Here is a 15110-nt window from a genome sequence, read left to right as displayed (position 1 = left end):
TAGTTAGCAGTGAATAAAGGAAAAGCGGATGTTGAAATTGATAACTCTGTCATCAGAAAAAGTACGTCTGGAACCACTTACACGAGCTCACCTGCCACACTTGCGTAATTTTGGCGAACAAACCGCGCTCTGGACCTGGGTGCTGGATAATTATTGTCAGTCAAATGATAAACTTACACAGTGGTTTGAACAGTCTGCTCAGTTCGATCCCAATGCCCAGTTACCTCTGGTGATTGTCGACAAAGCAACTAACAGTATAGCGGGCAGCACACGTTTATTCAGACTGCACCAGACGAACCTAAGTGCTGAAATTGGCCATACTTTTATTGGCGAACAGTGGCAGCGCAGCCACATAAATACACATACAAAGTACTTACTACTCAAGCATGCTTTTGAAACTCTGGGCCTGGTGCGCGTGCAGCTGCGTACACATGAACACAATCAAAAGTCACGGTCGGCTATCGCCCGTTTGGGTGCGCAATTTGAAGGTTTAATCTTGAAGGATCAACGCATTGCAACTGATGCATTTCGCAATACCGCCCAGTTCGTTATCACCGATGACATGTGGCCTCAGGTAAAAAACAAACTGGAGGGTTGGTTATGAGTTATCCACGTACCGCATTTTCTGAACACAACACAGAGCGCCTGTGGCAACTGATAGCGGAGCATCCCCTCGCAACTTTGGTTGTTGGGGAGTCTGACACGCCTTTTGTGCATATGTCTTTAAGCCTGAACAATGAAAAAACCCACCTGCTGGGGCATGCAAACCCGGCGAACCCACTTACCAGACTGGACAAAACACACTTGCATGTTTTGTTCAGAGGACCGGATGCTTATTTATCCCCCAGTCAGGTAACGGGGTTGCCGCTGCCAACCTGGGATTACGCCACAGTTCATGTCCACGGACAACTCTCGGAAATCACACATCCGGAGGAGAAACGTTCAGCGTTACTGCACCAGCTAAAGCAATTTGAGTCGCCCGTTAATCCCTGGGATATGTCGGTACTCAGTGAAAGTCAGATTGCTAAGCTATTCTCGCAGCTGTTTTTTTTCAAAATAGAGATAGAGTCAATTACAGGCACATTTAAACTTAGCCAGAATAAAAATAGCGACATCCGCCAAGCTATAGCGCACCTGCTTGAAGCTCAGGGCAACCCACTTAGTCGCTATTATTAGCAGCAAAATGCGCGATCAGTGTTTGTGTCAGTGCAATAATCGGTTCATCACACTCATCCTGAGCCCCACAATTGGCGATCAATCCGATCGCCACATCCTGCTCGGCCAGGTAGACACTTTGTGTAATATAGCCAAACTCATTGCCGCCATGATGATACAAGACACCGTCATCGTGCTTTTCAACCATCACCCCTAAGCCATAATACAGCTCAGCATGCAAAAAGTTCGGCAACCAACGAGCTGTTTGTAAATGTGCATCGCCGACCATATTGCGATAAATGCGCTCATTAACAGGGGGCTTTTTAACAACGATGGCTTTGAGTAACGTTGCCATATCCCGTGCACTGGATGAAACCGGCGCATCGGCCAGTGCCGTATTCACAATCAGCTGTTTTGTGTTGTAACGCTCACGGTATGGCAGCACAAAGTCGGGCTCCTCCATGTTAAAGAAATAGCCGGATGCCACGTCATCTGCCGCGACGTCATACCCTTTTACAAAGGTCTCAGTCAAACCCAGCGGCTCAAGGACATGCTCGTGCAATAGTCGACCAAGAGGTTGTTTTAACTTGTTTTCTATAACCACGCCCGCCAATACATACCCCGAATTTGAATAGGCAAACCCACGGCCTGGTTCAAAATAAGCAGGCTGTCCCAGAACAAACTGCAATGCAAAACGGTTGCCCTTACGGTGCGCCTCGTCTGCCAGTTGCGCTCGAATAAAATCCAGCTCACCCACATCATTGTATTCAACGATCCCGGCGCTGTGATTTAGCAGCTGACGCAATGTCATGGTTTCAAGATTCTGGATGCGGCCCACCATATATTTCGGCACCCAGGGCAATACAGGCTCATCGAGACTCAGCAACTTTTTATCATCCAGTATGGCCACCAGCAAGCCCACTAGCTTTTTGCCTGCACTGCCATTGGGGATCCGGGTCTGGCTGGTCATGGGCGCCTGAGTCTGGAGGTCGGCATATCCGGCGCTTCCATAATAGCGCTCACCTGATGTTTCAATATACACGCTTACACCCGGGATAAAGTCCGATACTAAATCTACCAGCAAGGGGTCTATCTGCCTGTGAAGACCGTTTTCAGGCTGCCTGACTTCACTGTATACAGCGCGTTGCGTCCCGCCACAACTGCTGACTAACCAGATCAGCATGGCAAGCCACACACCTGGTTGCCCCGTTTTAATACCCATCAGTTGATTTCCTTGTCTATTATTGTGCCTACAAACTACTTTAAATTTCGGTACAAATACATACACTAAGCAATATATCCATTTGAATATTATTGCATTGGTTGGCTTATTACTGGCGGTAGACGTATTGCATCCTGTGATTTTGTTTGAAGCATTTAATCCGCTCACCACCAACCTTCCCCTGATAATGCTAAGCGCTTTATTATTGCCCAAAGTGCCGTTAAAAAAGACAACTTCTCGTGAATAAAAATAAAAAACACAATTATGAGATCCGACATGCAAAAACCCAGGACTGTCAAAGCCTGGCTCTATTGGCTGCTCGGGTCTGGCTGGACACTTACGCCAAAGACCAAGTTAAGCCTGAATATATCGAGTATGCGAACAACACCTTCACCCCTGACTATTTTCGGTCTTTGCTTGAGCGGCCTGACTACCGGCTGCTTGTCAGTGAGCAGGCTGGCGTGTTACAAGGTTTTGTACTACTCAACCTTAGCGCTCACTATCAGACATCAGACAATGGCTATGAAGTCGAAAAACTTTACGTAGACAAGCCATTTCAGGGCTCAGGGCTGGGTCGTGCTTTGCTAAACCAGGTCGCGCGGCAGTTTGGCAAGCCTATGTGGCTTTACACCTGGACAGAAAATGCAGCCAATCAGTTTTATCGTCGGCTGGGCGCACAGCAAATTGGTACTCTTAGTTTCGAGGCATTCGGTAGTACAATCAATAACAACGTTTATAAAATTTCCCTATAAGGAACATATAATGAAGTACATACTCCTGATTTTCTTTTTCGCGCTGCTAAGCGGCTGTCAGGCCACATCATCTGAGCGAGGTATTACAGGCAACGCCGAGTTTACCGCAAGCGACCCTGAGTATGGCTTTGTGCCACACAAACCAATCAAACTGGGCGGCTTTTTGCGTGGCTCCAAGTATGAAGGCAGCCATATTGACTATTTTCAGAGCCTGACCGGCCCTAATGGCGAGCCCGTCGAGGTAAAACGACTAGGCAGCTGCTGCCCGTTTGAAGATAAATCTATGCTTTTTGGTGGTGGTATGCTGGATCAGTATGAACTTAGCTATGAGGGCCAGAAAAAGCCCGTCACGATTTATGTAAACTTGTATCAATTTGAAGCACCTAAAGCACCACAAGGCTTCACTTTATTATAGCAAAAAGGAGGGCATAAGCCCTCCTTCTGCTGTATCACAAGGATAAGTTAATCCTGATGCGCCACACCGGCACGATAGAATGCAGCCAGGTGTGTTTGTAAACGCTGCATGTTTGACCCATTGCCCAAGGTACCATCCTCCGCATTGGCAAGCGCAACTATGCCCGTCTTCGTGTAGGGGTTGTAGCTCATAATGGTATGGGTGCCAGGGTCTCCGCCGTCATGACCCACAAATGGGCCTTGCCAGAACCAGAACAGCCCTTGTGTGTCCATCCAGTAGGTGGGCACATCAGTTTGCACAGACAGCATAGTCGCAATACTTTGCTCACTCAATACGCTGGCATTGTCCAGTGTGCCTCCCTGACTGATGGCAATTAAGAAACGAGCCAGATCGTGCGCGGTGGAATTCAGGTCTCCGTCAAAAAAAGTCGGGTAGCTGAATTCAGGCACATAATGCGCAACACCTTCGATATCTATGGTGTATTGAGGTGATTTTGGATTTTCTTCTGGCAACTGAGTATGATCCCAGTGGGTATTATTCATTCCCAGCGGGGCAAACAGGTTCTGCTGCATATGCTCTACCAAACTGATATTGAGTAGCTTCTCAACGGCATACCCCGCCAGGCCAGCGCCCACATTGCTGTAATTATGAATACTACCTGCTGGCACACTGCCTTCACCTATATATACATCCTCACTATAGTACTGACCATCTGGTAATAAATAAGCCTGATAGAACTCTGTCGAATCTGTCAGTGTGGTCTCTTCACAACTTTCATGACCTCCCTGAGCATATAAAGACAAGTTGGTACCGTGAATATAGTAGCTACAGTTGTATTGCGACGTATCCCGGATGCCTGAGGTATGTGTCACCAAATGTCTCAGCGTGATATCGCGCTCTGAGTTTGGATGACCTACCTCAAACGGCAAATTCATTTGAGACAGCGGAGTGTCCAAATTGAGTTGACCATGCTCTATCAACTGCATCAGGCCAGTGCCCATTACCGCTTTACTGGTTGAACCCACATTCATTGGCGCATGGGCTGTCATGGGTTGATTGGTCTCAAGGTTCGACACACCATAACCCTTTTCGAAAATGACCTGGCCATCTTTAATCACAGCCACAGCCACACCCGGAATGTCCATCTCAGTAAGGCTCTGAGTGAAGATCTGGTCTACGCCGGTAAAGTCAAAGCCGCGACTCGGTACCACACCCGAGGTTTGCATTGCATAATCAAGCACGTTATCAGACATCCATTCGACTTCTTTGGTCGCATAAACGGGCACAGAGATATCAGGCGTCACGCCTGCGACTTCAAGCACCTGGTTGTTAAGGTCTGAATAGGTTTGATGGCTCAATGAACCCGTCCAGCCATTGGGGAGCTTAAAGTCCAGTGCATCTGACACAGCGCCATTAGTCGCACCGCCGATCAAAGTCACATGTGGCAGGGATTTTAGGGTTTGAGTCAGCACTTCACCTGCGCTGTAGGCCAGCTCGCCGGTCAGCACATACACAGGTTTAGTATAAGCCTGGTCGGGCGCCGCTTTGAGCGTTAACGCCTGCTTATCCTGCTGATAATCGGCATTAAGGATCTGCTTGTATGCCACCGTCTGTGCTTTGTCATTAAAGAATCGCGCAATTTCCAATGACACACCATCAAATCCGCCATCATTTACTCGCAGATCGATGATGATCCCATCGCTGTCAGCCAAGTCTTTCATCACTTCGGCCATTAAAGTGCGGGTATCTTCGATGTCTTGCTTTGCATGCGGAATAACCGCAAAGAACTCATCAACCTCAGTCTCTTCGTTCGCCAGCATCGCAGCCTCACGCTCTATCCGAATATAACCTAAATTGCCTTCCAGTTTGCCCCACCCCAGCGCATTACTGTCTTTGTATCGGGTCAGCTTTTTATCTAGAAGATACAAGCCAGTCATTCTGGCAAATGCACTCAGCTGTCCGTCATAAGCTTCGTCGACATGATCTTCCCACTCATCGCCATGACGTTGCTGCATAAGCCAGGCTAAATCTTCATACAACTCAGTGCCACCTTCACCTGAGATCTCAAAACGCTTGTCATCTGTGAGTGACACATGCGTGTCGTCGAAATCTTCAAGCATGGCCTCAAACACGTTCGCAAGCTGTTCTGGTGATGTGTCGGCACTGATCTGCGGCCGGTACGCCGTATAGGCTGCCTGCCAGTCAATGTCTCTGAGCTCAAAAAACGCATAATAGTCGTTAAATGTGTGCCAGAAGTACTCAAAGTTTGCCACCGGATCAACACCGCTGAGACGCTGTTTGGGTTTACATTGCTCACGCATGTCAGTTTGTTTTGTAAACACCCAGTCATTGGTCGCATGGGTGGTAAGCGTCAGTGTACTTTTGTCGCTCTTAATATACTCGTCGAGGTCATCCAGCGCTTTGTAGGGGTGCGTCTCAATCAGCACACATCCAAAACGGTTATACTGAAAGCGCCGTAAATTGTCGCTATCAAACTGCCACAAGTTACCCGTGCCCTGTTGCACCCAGATGCCCTTGTGCTTTGTAAGCGCGTGATCATCATTGCTGTTACCACACCCGGCCAACAGTAACGCCGCACTTACCAGACTCAGTGGCATCCATCCTGTCACCTTATTACCCATCAAATTAAGCATACCTTCGTCCTTTACCATTTTAATTGTCTTCCAGCCCGGCTAATTCAGGCTGGTCCTAATGAGGAGACTTAAGGCTAAATGAACGAGGTGCACAATTCTGTAGAATGCTTAGCTAAGGTTGTTCAACTCTGTAGCTAACTGTCAGCAAGTGTGCCTTAATGTGGTATTTACCGTTTTAAAGTTGGTATTTTATATAAACTTTCTCGCGCTGTTCATTACGCTGTAAAAACCAGACCGATGTCTTGTCGGTGCTATTGAGTAAAACGACTTTTCGTGGTTTACCTTTGACAGGTAGCGCCAGTGGCTGGCTGCGCCGTGACAAACCATTTTTACGCTCACCCAGTGAGAGCATGAGTTTTTGGTCATCATCGAAGAAAATTAAGTCACTGAGCCCATCACCGTTGATATCGGTCACGCTGAATAACCAATCTTGTGACATTTGTTGTAAGTCCAATGCCATATGCAGTGTTTTATTGGCACGGCGCTGTCGTTTAAACTGCCCGTCATGTCCTTGTAAATAAAGCGCAAAGTCTAACTCAAGCGTTCTATTGGACATCAGAGACAACACACTGCCAAGTCCCACCGATGCACTGACACTATATAGATCTGTACGCCCGTCACCATTGAAATCTCCATACCCAAAGTGAAGTAGCTCATCATCCATCTTTAACATCGTGGAGGTTGTATCTGAGACTTGCCAAACTCGGGTTGCCGGATTAAAAAGCCCAGGCAATATCAGCATCCGGTGGGGATCTCCTTCGCCCAATTCCTTAATGAGTAAATCAATAACTCCGTCGCCAGTGGCATCCACCAGAGCACCAAACTGACGAGATTTATCTTCATCTGCAGTAGCAAATGACCAGCTCAGTAAGCTGTCCGAAAATCCGGTCTCGGTGCGCCTGAGCGCAAATATTTGTTCATCGATGGCAAACGTCAGATCCGCCAGCTTATCCTGATTGATATCCAGTAGGGCAAAATGTCCTGGCAACGAAATCGTCAGCGCGTAATTTTCAGACTGATGTGTACTCAGGGCGTAAGTGTGATCAAGCTTCACCTGCTGCCGCTGAAAACGGCCATCCTGTTGTTGTAGTAACAAAGTTAACTGACCAAAATGCGGCAGGATAAAATCACTCAGGCCGTTGTCATCCAGATCCATACTGAAACGAATATCTCGCAGCGTACTCAGCAACCAGTGGGGACTTTGCTGATATAAATGCGGTGCTTTTACAAGCGGTGTTATGCCGTTTTTTGTATATTGATAGATGCCATCTTGTGCCAGCACCACAGGGACAGGGGCAGATTCACCGGCCAGTATCGCTAAGTCCATCGCCACAGCGCTAATATCGGATGTCCTGAGTGTTTTCACAAACTGGTAGCCTGCTTTATCATATTGATAGGTTTCAACATCACCCGCTTCCCCTGCTACCCACAAATGCCGGGATTCTCCCTGCTGCCACTGTAACGGCAGTGCACTACCCAGCATGTGTGCCTGTGCCAGGCATGGGAACCCCAGAGCACCTGCAAGCAATAACAACAACCAGTAAAACCAAAGTGGTAAGTTCATTTTCATTGTCCTTCTTTGAGTAATCCAATGGGACTGCGGCATAGTTGTTTGCGACTAAGCAAGATACCGCTGGCAGCAATGGCCAGTGCGATGGAGAGCGCTTCCACCAGCATCATCAATACACTGCCCTGATAGGACATCGCCAGATTCTGCCGATAAAATGCATCAACAAAGCTGTATATCGCTGCGACAGCACACAAGGTGGGGATCAAAGTGACCGTTAGCCACTCAATCAAAAGGATCCTAAAGCCCTGGCCAGGTGTTAAGCCAAAGCTCAATAACAATCCGTTACGGGTCTGATCTTTTTCCATATGAGTCCGAATGGCCGCAACCATCAGAAGATTACTAAGTAAGGCAATAAACACGCTGTAACTCATGACCAGTGCAATCAGTGCCCTGACCTGACTGCGTATTTTACCCAGTAACGCATCCAGTGTGACAAGACGGAGCTGAGGATGTTCACGCCATAACTCCCCAATCGCCGAAGTGCCCGCAGTATTGAGCTCAATGCTACCCATATGATAAACAGGCCCACTCGACAGAGGTGCTCTGCTTTGTTGCAAGACAAACCAAAAGGTCACCGAGCTTCCACCTGGTTTAAATTGATGTACAGAGTTAATTGTGGCTGAAACCCGCTCACCAGCGACATCGAAATAGACAGTGTCACCAAGCGACAGTGCCAACTCAATGAATACCTCATGATCAACAGAAACACTCGCCTGTGAAGGGGTCGTATCCCAGCTTCCCTCTGTCAGAGTGATGTTTTCAGGCATATCAGCATGCCAGTGCAAATTGATTGGCTGTTCCAGACGGCGCTGTGTATCACTGGGCTGCACATCTCGTTCAGCCACCGCAACGTCGTTAAAGTGGGTCACCTGAGCCAGCTGAAAGGGCTGCATTTCTTTGATACTGCCCTGATACCGATCAACAAACGCTTCGAGCGCTGTTTTTTGTTCCTCATTGGCACGACTGACAAACACATTGCCCTGATTCTGATAAAGGTAGAGCTCCAGCATATTGGTCACATCCCGGCCCATATTGATACACAGCAGTAATAAAGTCACACTTAGGCCTAGCGCCGTGATTTGTACCAACTTGACCGACATCCGCTTACGTAACAGCAACATGCTAAAATGCGCCAATACCCAACGTTTTGGCATCAGATAGCCACTGAATTTCAGCACCAGCCAGGTGACAAACAAGACCAATACCACACACAAACCCAATCCACCCAACAGCATGCCACTGAGTAGCCAGTTGTCGGTATAAATCAGGATCAGTGCAACCAGCAGTCCTGCCGGGCTGCACACCGCTAACCAGCGCATATGCTTTTCCTCAGTGCACTGTTCAATCAGTGAACGAATATCACCTCTGAGCAACACCAGCCACATAGGCAGTGCTATGAAAAAGTACACGGCGGTCGCCAATGCAAGGGCACTAAGCAGATCTTGCCAATGCCAGTTCAGCGCGAACCCGTCAACATAAAGTTGCGCCAGATGGCTCACACCATAGCTTGCCAGCAAGGCGAGCAAGAGTGCGGGGACCACACTGAGTATAAGAATGATTGCACCAGCACTGATTGCTAAAGCAGGCAACATACGACGCTCCATACCACAGGCCAGCAGTACAGAGACGCTTTTTTTGAGTGGCTGGATCTGTACCTGGCTGCATAGCCACAGGATCAACACGGTCAAAAGCACAATAAGCAAACTGAGTAACCCAAGAAAGTTCTGAACCCGCTCCCAGACTTTGGCAAGCGGATAATTGTTCAAAGATTTACTGATCACCTGCACGCTAGGTGCGCTAGACTGAAATTGCCTGATAGCAGCGTGCAGCCCGTTGTCATGCAGCATCAGTGCTCTGCTTAGATGCGGCGTCAGTTCGCCATCGGGCAGACTTAACTGAGACACCATAGCACGCATATCACTACCAAGGCCCTCAAGGATCCTGTCAGGTTCAAGCAGCAGTAGAGCAGAAACACGCAGCGGCACGCCGTTTAGTTCAAGCGAATCTCCCAGCTCTACCGCCAAAGCTGCTGCTAACCTTGGCTCAAGCCAGATTTCCCCCAGTCCCGGGCCTTGCTGCATAAGCCGCGCATCAAGCCCTTTACTATCACTGATGTGAATGTCTCCCTGAATCGGATAGCTGCTATCCACGGCCTTTAGAATGGCGCTCTGATGCTGAGCGTGATTGCTGAGCGTCACACGGTACTGAGACTGCATACTGTATTTAGTCGCATGTGTTGTTATCCAGTCCAGCTCCGCCTTTTGCCAAGACCGCCTTACTGTCACCTGCGTGTCTGCACCGAGCGTCGATTGCAGATTTTGCGCTAAAAACCGCTCGACGCCCTGTCCCAGTAAGCTGCTGAGTAGCAAATAAACAAATAAAACACACAGGGCAGCGAGCGTTAGCCAATATTTACCTTGTACAATCTGCCTCCAGAGCAAGGTGTTGAACACCCTGAGCGCATGTATCGGAGACATTGCCTGGTTGCGAACAGCGGGATCAGATGTCATCGTCTGTGCTAGTGACATGGTGTCAGCCTCCCGTGGCTGAGACGATAAGCTCTGTCCATTCGCCTTGCCAGAGCCATATCATGCGTCACTAAAATTAATGACGCGCCGCTTTGCCTGGCGCCTGCCAGCATGAGCGTGATCACCTGTTCTGCGGTTGTCTCATCCAGATTGCCGGTTGGCTCGTCTGCAAATAATATTCGCGGCTGGACACACAGAGCGCGTGCAATCGCAACCCTTTGCTGTTCTCCCCCGCTTAACTGATTCACCCCCTGATCCTGCCGCTTTGCCAGGCCCATCTGCGTTAGCCAATGAGCGGCCTGCTTGGTGGCATCTTTATGGCCTCTTAGCTGTAGCGGTAATGCGACATTATCGAGGGCATTTAGCTCAGGCAACAAATGAAATTGCTGGAACACAAAGCCACACCGGGACAGTATCTCGGAGGCTTTAAAAGTCTGATTTTCAAAGCGGTAGCATACGTGGCCCGATTGCGTTGCTTCCAGACCGGCAAGCAAGGACAACAAAGTTGATTTGCCGCATCCGGAAGCACCAACAATAGCAATATGCTCTGCGGCTTCAACGCGCAGTGACAATGCATTGATCAGTGGTAGCTGAGTACCATTATGTAACTGTATGGTGTGGGTTAGGTCGCTGACCTCGAGTGACAGAGCCATGCCTGAATCCTTGAATCATTAATCGTGGACCCAGCATGCGCCCTCAGGTGTGAAAGGAACGTGAAATTGCAACCGCGCTTTTTTACACGCTCACAGTGCGAAGGTTCATACCCGTTTAGTAGTCAATACTCTTTGGAAGACAAGCCTGCCCAGTCAGCTGTTTCATCAGCATAATCAAGTGCACCTGTCCCTGTGTGACAGGCAAAATGCGCTGCACGCTTGCCCCCTACCATTGGTACAACGCTTTATCCAACCATAAGCTGAGTGGTTAATTTTTACCTTCCTGTTTGCGATTACAGTCTAATTTATAATACGGTTAATCCTGAATTTCATTGAGTAATGGACTGAGCTCAACTTTCGCCTTGAGTCTCGAGGCTATCAAATATAAGCCAGCCAGCTTACGATGAATAAACAGGGCATCTACCGGTGGGGTGTGCCACTGCCGGGACTGAGTGCTCAACGCTCTACCCTGTTCACTGATCTGCTTTGCCAGGCCACTGGAGGCAAAATCAAAGGGTCCACTTGCTCTGAGCGGTGAAATAGCCAGCTCAAACAAAGACAACACGGCATTTTGGTAGTGTGGATCTATATCATCAGAAAAATAGCCTATCTCACAAGCGGCCTCTTTTAGTTTCTGTCGGTTCTGCTCAGCGCCGGCCTGAAGGAGCTTTTTGTAACCCAGGCACAGTGAGGAAGAAATGGTCCTGGTGGCACCAAAGTCGAGCAGTACAATCTGATCTGTGTCACGGTTGTACTGGTAATTGGCCAGGTTAGGATCTGTCTGGACCATTCTTAACTCAAACAGTTCGGTGAAAAACAAGGCTATCAAGCGATAAGCTAATTGGTTGCGCTTTGCCTGCGGTAAAGACGTCATAGCTTCAAGCGGCTCACCCTGAACAAACTCCATCGTTAACAGGTGTTTTGAACTCAGCGCAGGATAGCTCTTCGGTACCTTAAAATGTGGGTTATGCGCAAGCGCCTGCTCAAATGCACTCAGCGCTTTTGCCTCCTGATGATAGTCGGTCTCCACCAGCAGCTGCTGCTTTGCCTCTTCAACCAGCGGCGTTATGTTCAGAGTTTTTGGCAACAAACCTGAGAGCTTGATCAGGCTAACCACATTGTCTACATCACTGTGGATACTGTCGGCGACACCCGGATATTGTACTTTAATCGCTAGCGGCAAACCCTGTTCAGAAGTTGCCTTATGGACCTGACCAATTGACGCACGGGCAAAACTATTTAACTCAATATGGCTAAACTTATCCAGCCAGTCGGGGCCCAGCTCTTTTTCCAGGGTCGCAACCAATTGCTTGTGTGGCATCGGGGCCGCATCAGAGCGGAGTCGTTCAAGTAACACAGACAGCTCAGCAGGTAACAGCTCACCGGCATCCATAGACAATAACTGGCCTAATTTCATAGCCGCACCGCGCAGGTGAGATAACTTCTCAGCTACCGCATGGATATTACCTGGCTGTAGCAGTAATTCAGAGCGGCTTGCTTTTTGACCACTTAATGCCTGCTTGGCACCTGCAATCATCACATTAGAAGCAACTTTACCCGCCAGACCGCCAAAATGTGCGAGCCTGCTTAACCTGCCCGATGGAACGCGCCGCGATTTATTATTCAAATTTCCACTCCTGTGTCTTGGTGTAACTCTTTTTACGTACGATACCGACATTTTGTTCAGATGGTGCAACTAATGAGTATACCGCCTGGCATTATTTCCTAACTCATTGAACTCATTTAGCCTTGTCTGATTAGATCGCAAAAGACTGAACTTTGAAAGAAAAGCGTATCATTAACTGGCGTGATTAAACAAAGCCCTTATCGCCAGACGTAACATCACGGCGGAAAAGAGCGATCTAGCCATTCCTCTAAGCTGTCGATTGAGGCCAGCTTGACCTTACGGGCTGTAAGTCGCTCAACAAGGCTCAGGCGTTTTATTGATTGTTAAGAAAAGCACCAAATAGCGATACTAACGTAGAATTGAAAAACCTTCGAAGACAAGAAGCTTGATATTAAAGTCTGGACGGTCAATGCACCAGACACCTAAAGAATTTATGTGATGTTATCCACCGTTTCTGTGACTTTGCTGTGAGTAAATCCGCCCTACACTAGGCCAAGCAGCTATTATACTTGCGTTATGGTAACCAATATGTAAAATTTCATAATTCGTATTTTAGGGAAAAGCAAATAAATGAAACGTACGATTTTAGCTATTGCTGCTTCAGTTATGATCACCCCAGCAGTTGCAACAACAGGCGGAGGCGTTCAAGGCGGCCCTCCAGTGCTTATCGCAACGGGTGGGGTTATCATTAAACCTGATACACACTTAATAGCCACAACTGGCGGTGGAAACCAAGGCGGCGATCCTGCATCAAATATGGTTGCATCGACTGGTAGCAAGGGCCTGGCCCTCGCATCTCAAACAGTGGCGGCATAATCATTAAGCCGACGACTGAAACACTCGCGACAACAGGGACTGGTGATCAGGGTGGGCGCCCTCGCCTGGCTTAAATACTCAACAGGCGTTCAGAGTTGAGCGCCTGCCTCTATTCCAACATTGGCTTATGGAACCCAACATGCAATATAGAAGGATCTTTCATGTTGTCCATCCATGCCACAGTTCAAGGTCCAATAACCTGTTTGCTTACCCTTTGGAGGCTAAACGCCATCAAAATAGCAGCATAAAATTTAGAAAAGCGAGTTTAATAAAAAATATATGACAACTCCAGAGATACTGGAACGCTTTGATATTACCGCTATCACCTTGTACCGTTGGCAAACTAAAAAGCAGGGTAACAGAGCATTATTCCCAAAGGTTAAAATACAGAGCAGACCCAATCATTACCTTCGACAAGAAGTTGACGATTGGGAAGCCGCCCTGTGACTATCTCGCATCGCTCCTATTTACTCGGGGTGATGTTACTTACATTGTCCGGGAAGTAAATATCGAGCTTTCTCATGATTAAATTTTCAAAATCTTTGGCTTCCAAAGGTTCTTCCATAAAACTTAAATAATCATCTAAGGTAGAAGCAGCTGAACCAGCAATACTTTCAATAAAGTCAGCAATTTTGATTAATTCAAAATCGAATGGTCTCGATTCCTCTGGCAACATATTGAAATATGCTACAGTACCGTCATATACGTACGCTTCAACAATTGCGTACTCCATGTCTAACTTAAGCTCTTTGTACAAATATCCAGATAAAAACTCACTGAAACCAACTCGATCTTCACGAACACGGCTTTCGAACCTTTGCTCATTTATTAGAGCTCTTTGCTGCAAATTTGAACCGAAAATTGTAAGTTGTCGCTCAAATGATTGTGACGCTAATTTCAAAAGAATGTTTCGATGATCGCTTGCCGCAATATAACCCGAGAACTCCAAATCTCTTATAGGTCCGTAACCTGGGTTATTCTCTTTAATAAATGCAACTCTGTTAGTATCGACACACATTAGGCTCATGTCAGACTGGTTCTTCAACACATCAACAACTGCCGACGAAACTGGACACAAATCATATAAACAGGTTTGTATCGTGTTAGCGAAAACTTCTGTAGCCAAACCTTCATCTATGACACGGTTTCTAGCCTTAAACATACAGATAGCGCTTTCTACAGATAGCTCGAGCTCCACAGGGGATTCTGCCAATTGCGCCATAAGTGAAGAGTAATTTTTACCAGCAAGTATCTGTGCCCACAAATCAAAAGTTCTGCACTTTGACTTCAGGGATAAAGATTTCTCTTCTGTATATGCATGAAAAGCATGAGCGGTCGTTTTTAGAGATACGTTATCGAATTTCATTTTTTGTTCCTCTGCATCAGTTCCGGTGGCCGTTTAAACTCCAATGCATTCAAAAAATGAATGAAACTTCATGAGGGTATATGTTTGTTGATGGTCGGCCACAACCAAGCCAGTTTTACCTGCCTGCCGACGCTAACTAAAAGCGCCATTCCGACATCAAGGCTATCCTCTCTCCAAAGCAAATGCAAGAAGATCATGCGGCACAGCGTTCGATGAAATCTAACCAGCCGTCATACATTTATACAAACTACTCTGTACATCTGTAACTCCACCCAACCTAGTACAGCTCATTAGTAGAATTATGCTGCCTCAAGGTAGCCAACTGGAGTCATGTCTTCCAGCGCATCGTGAG

The 15110-nt window shown here is 47.6% G+C and carries 13 protein-coding genes; 6 read left to right on the top strand and 7 right to left on the bottom strand.

All coding sequences use genetic code 11. The annotated features are described in order from the left end of the window. Positions 1-28: 28 nt before the first annotated feature. Positions 29-604, top strand: a complete 576-nt coding sequence (locus ACXAH1_RS22590; protein WP_475199848.1) for a GNAT family N-acetyltransferase — start codon at positions 29-31, stop codon at positions 602-604. After that, the gene (locus ACXAH1_RS22585) at positions 601-1176 is read left to right on the top strand and encodes an FMN-binding negative transcriptional regulator (RefSeq protein ID WP_253047446.1); all 576 of its coding nucleotides are present in this window, start codon (positions 601-603) and stop codon (positions 1174-1176) included. The genes ACXAH1_RS22590 and ACXAH1_RS22585 overlap by 4 nt, the downstream gene beginning before the upstream one ends. On the opposite strand, the gene ACXAH1_RS22580 is transcribed toward ACXAH1_RS22585, so the two are convergent. Continuing rightward, positions 1160-2377 carry a serine hydrolase domain-containing protein gene (locus tag ACXAH1_RS22580; protein ID WP_475199846.1) on the bottom strand — a complete coding sequence of 406 codons (1218 nt, stop codon included), beginning with the start codon at positions 2375-2377 and terminating at the stop codon, positions 1160-1162. The two genes, ACXAH1_RS22585 and ACXAH1_RS22580, sit on opposite strands and share 17 nt — an antisense overlap. A 22-nt stretch (positions 2378-2399) precedes the next feature. On the opposite strand from ACXAH1_RS22580, the gene ACXAH1_RS22575 reads away from it, so the two are divergent. From ACXAH1_RS22575 to ACXAH1_RS22565, 3 genes are read left to right on the top strand one after another with little or no spacing between them, the layout of a single operon-like run. Further along, positions 2400-2624, top strand: coding sequence for a DoxX-like family protein (locus ACXAH1_RS22575; protein WP_475199843.1), 225 nt, complete (start codon positions 2400-2402; stop codon positions 2622-2624). Next, positions 2617-3129 (top strand): N-acetyltransferase family protein, encoded by a 513-nt coding sequence (locus ACXAH1_RS22570; RefSeq protein WP_475199840.1) that lies wholly within the window; start codon positions 2617-2619, stop codon positions 3127-3129. Before ACXAH1_RS22575 ends, ACXAH1_RS22570 begins: the two co-directional genes overlap by 8 nt. Positions 3130-3139: 10 nt before the next feature. Then, positions 3140-3544 (top strand): hypothetical protein, encoded by a 405-nt coding sequence (locus ACXAH1_RS22565; RefSeq protein WP_475199837.1) that lies wholly within the window; start codon positions 3140-3142, stop codon positions 3542-3544. A gap of 47 nt (positions 3545-3591) precedes the next feature. On the opposite strand, the gene ACXAH1_RS22560 is transcribed toward ACXAH1_RS22565, so the two are convergent. The 5 genes from ACXAH1_RS22560 to ACXAH1_RS22540 form a co-directional block, all read right to left on the bottom strand. Next, the gene (locus ACXAH1_RS22560) at positions 3592-6198 is read right to left on the bottom strand and encodes a serine hydrolase (protein ID WP_475199835.1); all 2607 of its coding nucleotides are present in this window, start codon (positions 6196-6198) and stop codon (positions 3592-3594) included. Positions 6199-6373: 175 nt separating this feature from the next. Next, a complete protein-coding gene (locus tag ACXAH1_RS22555; protein ID WP_475199832.1) occupies positions 6374-7762 on the bottom strand; it encodes an FG-GAP repeat domain-containing protein in 1389 nt (462 codons plus the stop codon). A gap of 2 nt (positions 7763-7764) precedes the next feature. After that, entirely contained in the window at positions 7765-10296 is a 2532-nt protein-coding gene (locus tag ACXAH1_RS22550) for an ABC transporter permease (RefSeq protein WP_475199829.1), read from the bottom strand. Next, on the bottom strand, positions 10287-10949 hold the full coding sequence (locus ACXAH1_RS22545) for an ABC transporter ATP-binding protein (protein WP_475199827.1): 663 nt from the start codon (positions 10947-10949) through the stop codon (positions 10287-10289). Before ACXAH1_RS22545 ends, ACXAH1_RS22550 begins: the two co-directional genes overlap by 10 nt. A gap of 316 nt (positions 10950-11265) precedes the next feature. Beyond that, positions 11266-12576 carry an ABC1 kinase family protein gene (locus ACXAH1_RS22540; protein ID WP_475199825.1) on the bottom strand — a complete coding sequence of 437 codons (1311 nt, stop codon included), beginning with the start codon at positions 12574-12576 and terminating at the stop codon, positions 11266-11268. A gap of 570 nt (positions 12577-13146) precedes the next feature. Here ACXAH1_RS22540 and ACXAH1_RS22535 point away from each other — a divergent pair. Beyond that, positions 13147-13392, top strand: a complete 246-nt coding sequence (locus ACXAH1_RS22535) for a hypothetical protein (RefSeq protein WP_475199823.1) — start codon at positions 13147-13149, stop codon at positions 13390-13392. 463 nt (positions 13393-13855) lie between these two features. Here ACXAH1_RS22535 and ACXAH1_RS22530 read toward each other — a convergent pair whose 3' ends face one another. After that, complete coding sequence (locus ACXAH1_RS22530; protein ID WP_475199821.1) at positions 13856-14758, bottom strand: hypothetical protein; 903 nt, start codon at positions 14756-14758, stop codon at positions 13856-13858. Positions 14759-15110 lie beyond the last annotated feature (352 nt).

The organism is Pseudoalteromonas sp. AWH4_217, assembly GCF_056161105.1.
This window is presented reverse-complemented; position numbering and strand designations above follow the sequence as displayed.

Bases quoted from the DNA above. Each gene is read 5' to 3' on its own strand.
- ACXAH1_RS22535 (WP_475199823.1), top strand. From the start codon at position 13,147: ATGAAACGTACGATTTTAGCTATTGCTGCTTCAGTTATGATCACCCCA.
- ACXAH1_RS22555 (WP_475199832.1), bottom strand. From the start codon at position 7,762: ATGAACTTACCACTTTGGTTTTACTGGTTGTTGTTATTGCTTGCAGGT.
- ACXAH1_RS22530 (WP_475199821.1), bottom strand. From the start codon at position 14,758: ATGAAATTCGATAACGTATCTCTAAAAACGACCGCTCATGCTTTTCAT.
- ACXAH1_RS22590 (WP_475199848.1), top strand. From the start codon at position 29: ATGTTGAAATTGATAACTCTGTCATCAGAAAAAGTACGTCTGGAACCA.
- ACXAH1_RS22580 (WP_475199846.1), bottom strand. From the start codon at position 2,377: ATGGGTATTAAAACGGGGCAACCAGGTGTGTGGCTTGCCATGCTGATC.
- ACXAH1_RS22560 (WP_475199835.1), bottom strand. From the start codon at position 6,198: ATGCTTAATTTGATGGGTAATAAGGTGACAGGATGGATGCCACTGAGT.
- ACXAH1_RS22545 (WP_475199827.1), bottom strand. From the start codon at position 10,949: ATGGCTCTGTCACTCGAGGTCAGCGACCTAACCCACACCATACAGTTA.
- ACXAH1_RS22585 (WP_253047446.1), top strand. From the start codon at position 601: ATGAGTTATCCACGTACCGCATTTTCTGAACACAACACAGAGCGCCTG.
- ACXAH1_RS22565 (WP_475199837.1), top strand. From the start codon at position 3,140: ATGAAGTACATACTCCTGATTTTCTTTTTCGCGCTGCTAAGCGGCTGT.
- ACXAH1_RS22550 (WP_475199829.1), bottom strand. From the start codon at position 10,296: ATGTCACTAGCACAGACGATGACATCTGATCCCGCTGTTCGCAACCAG.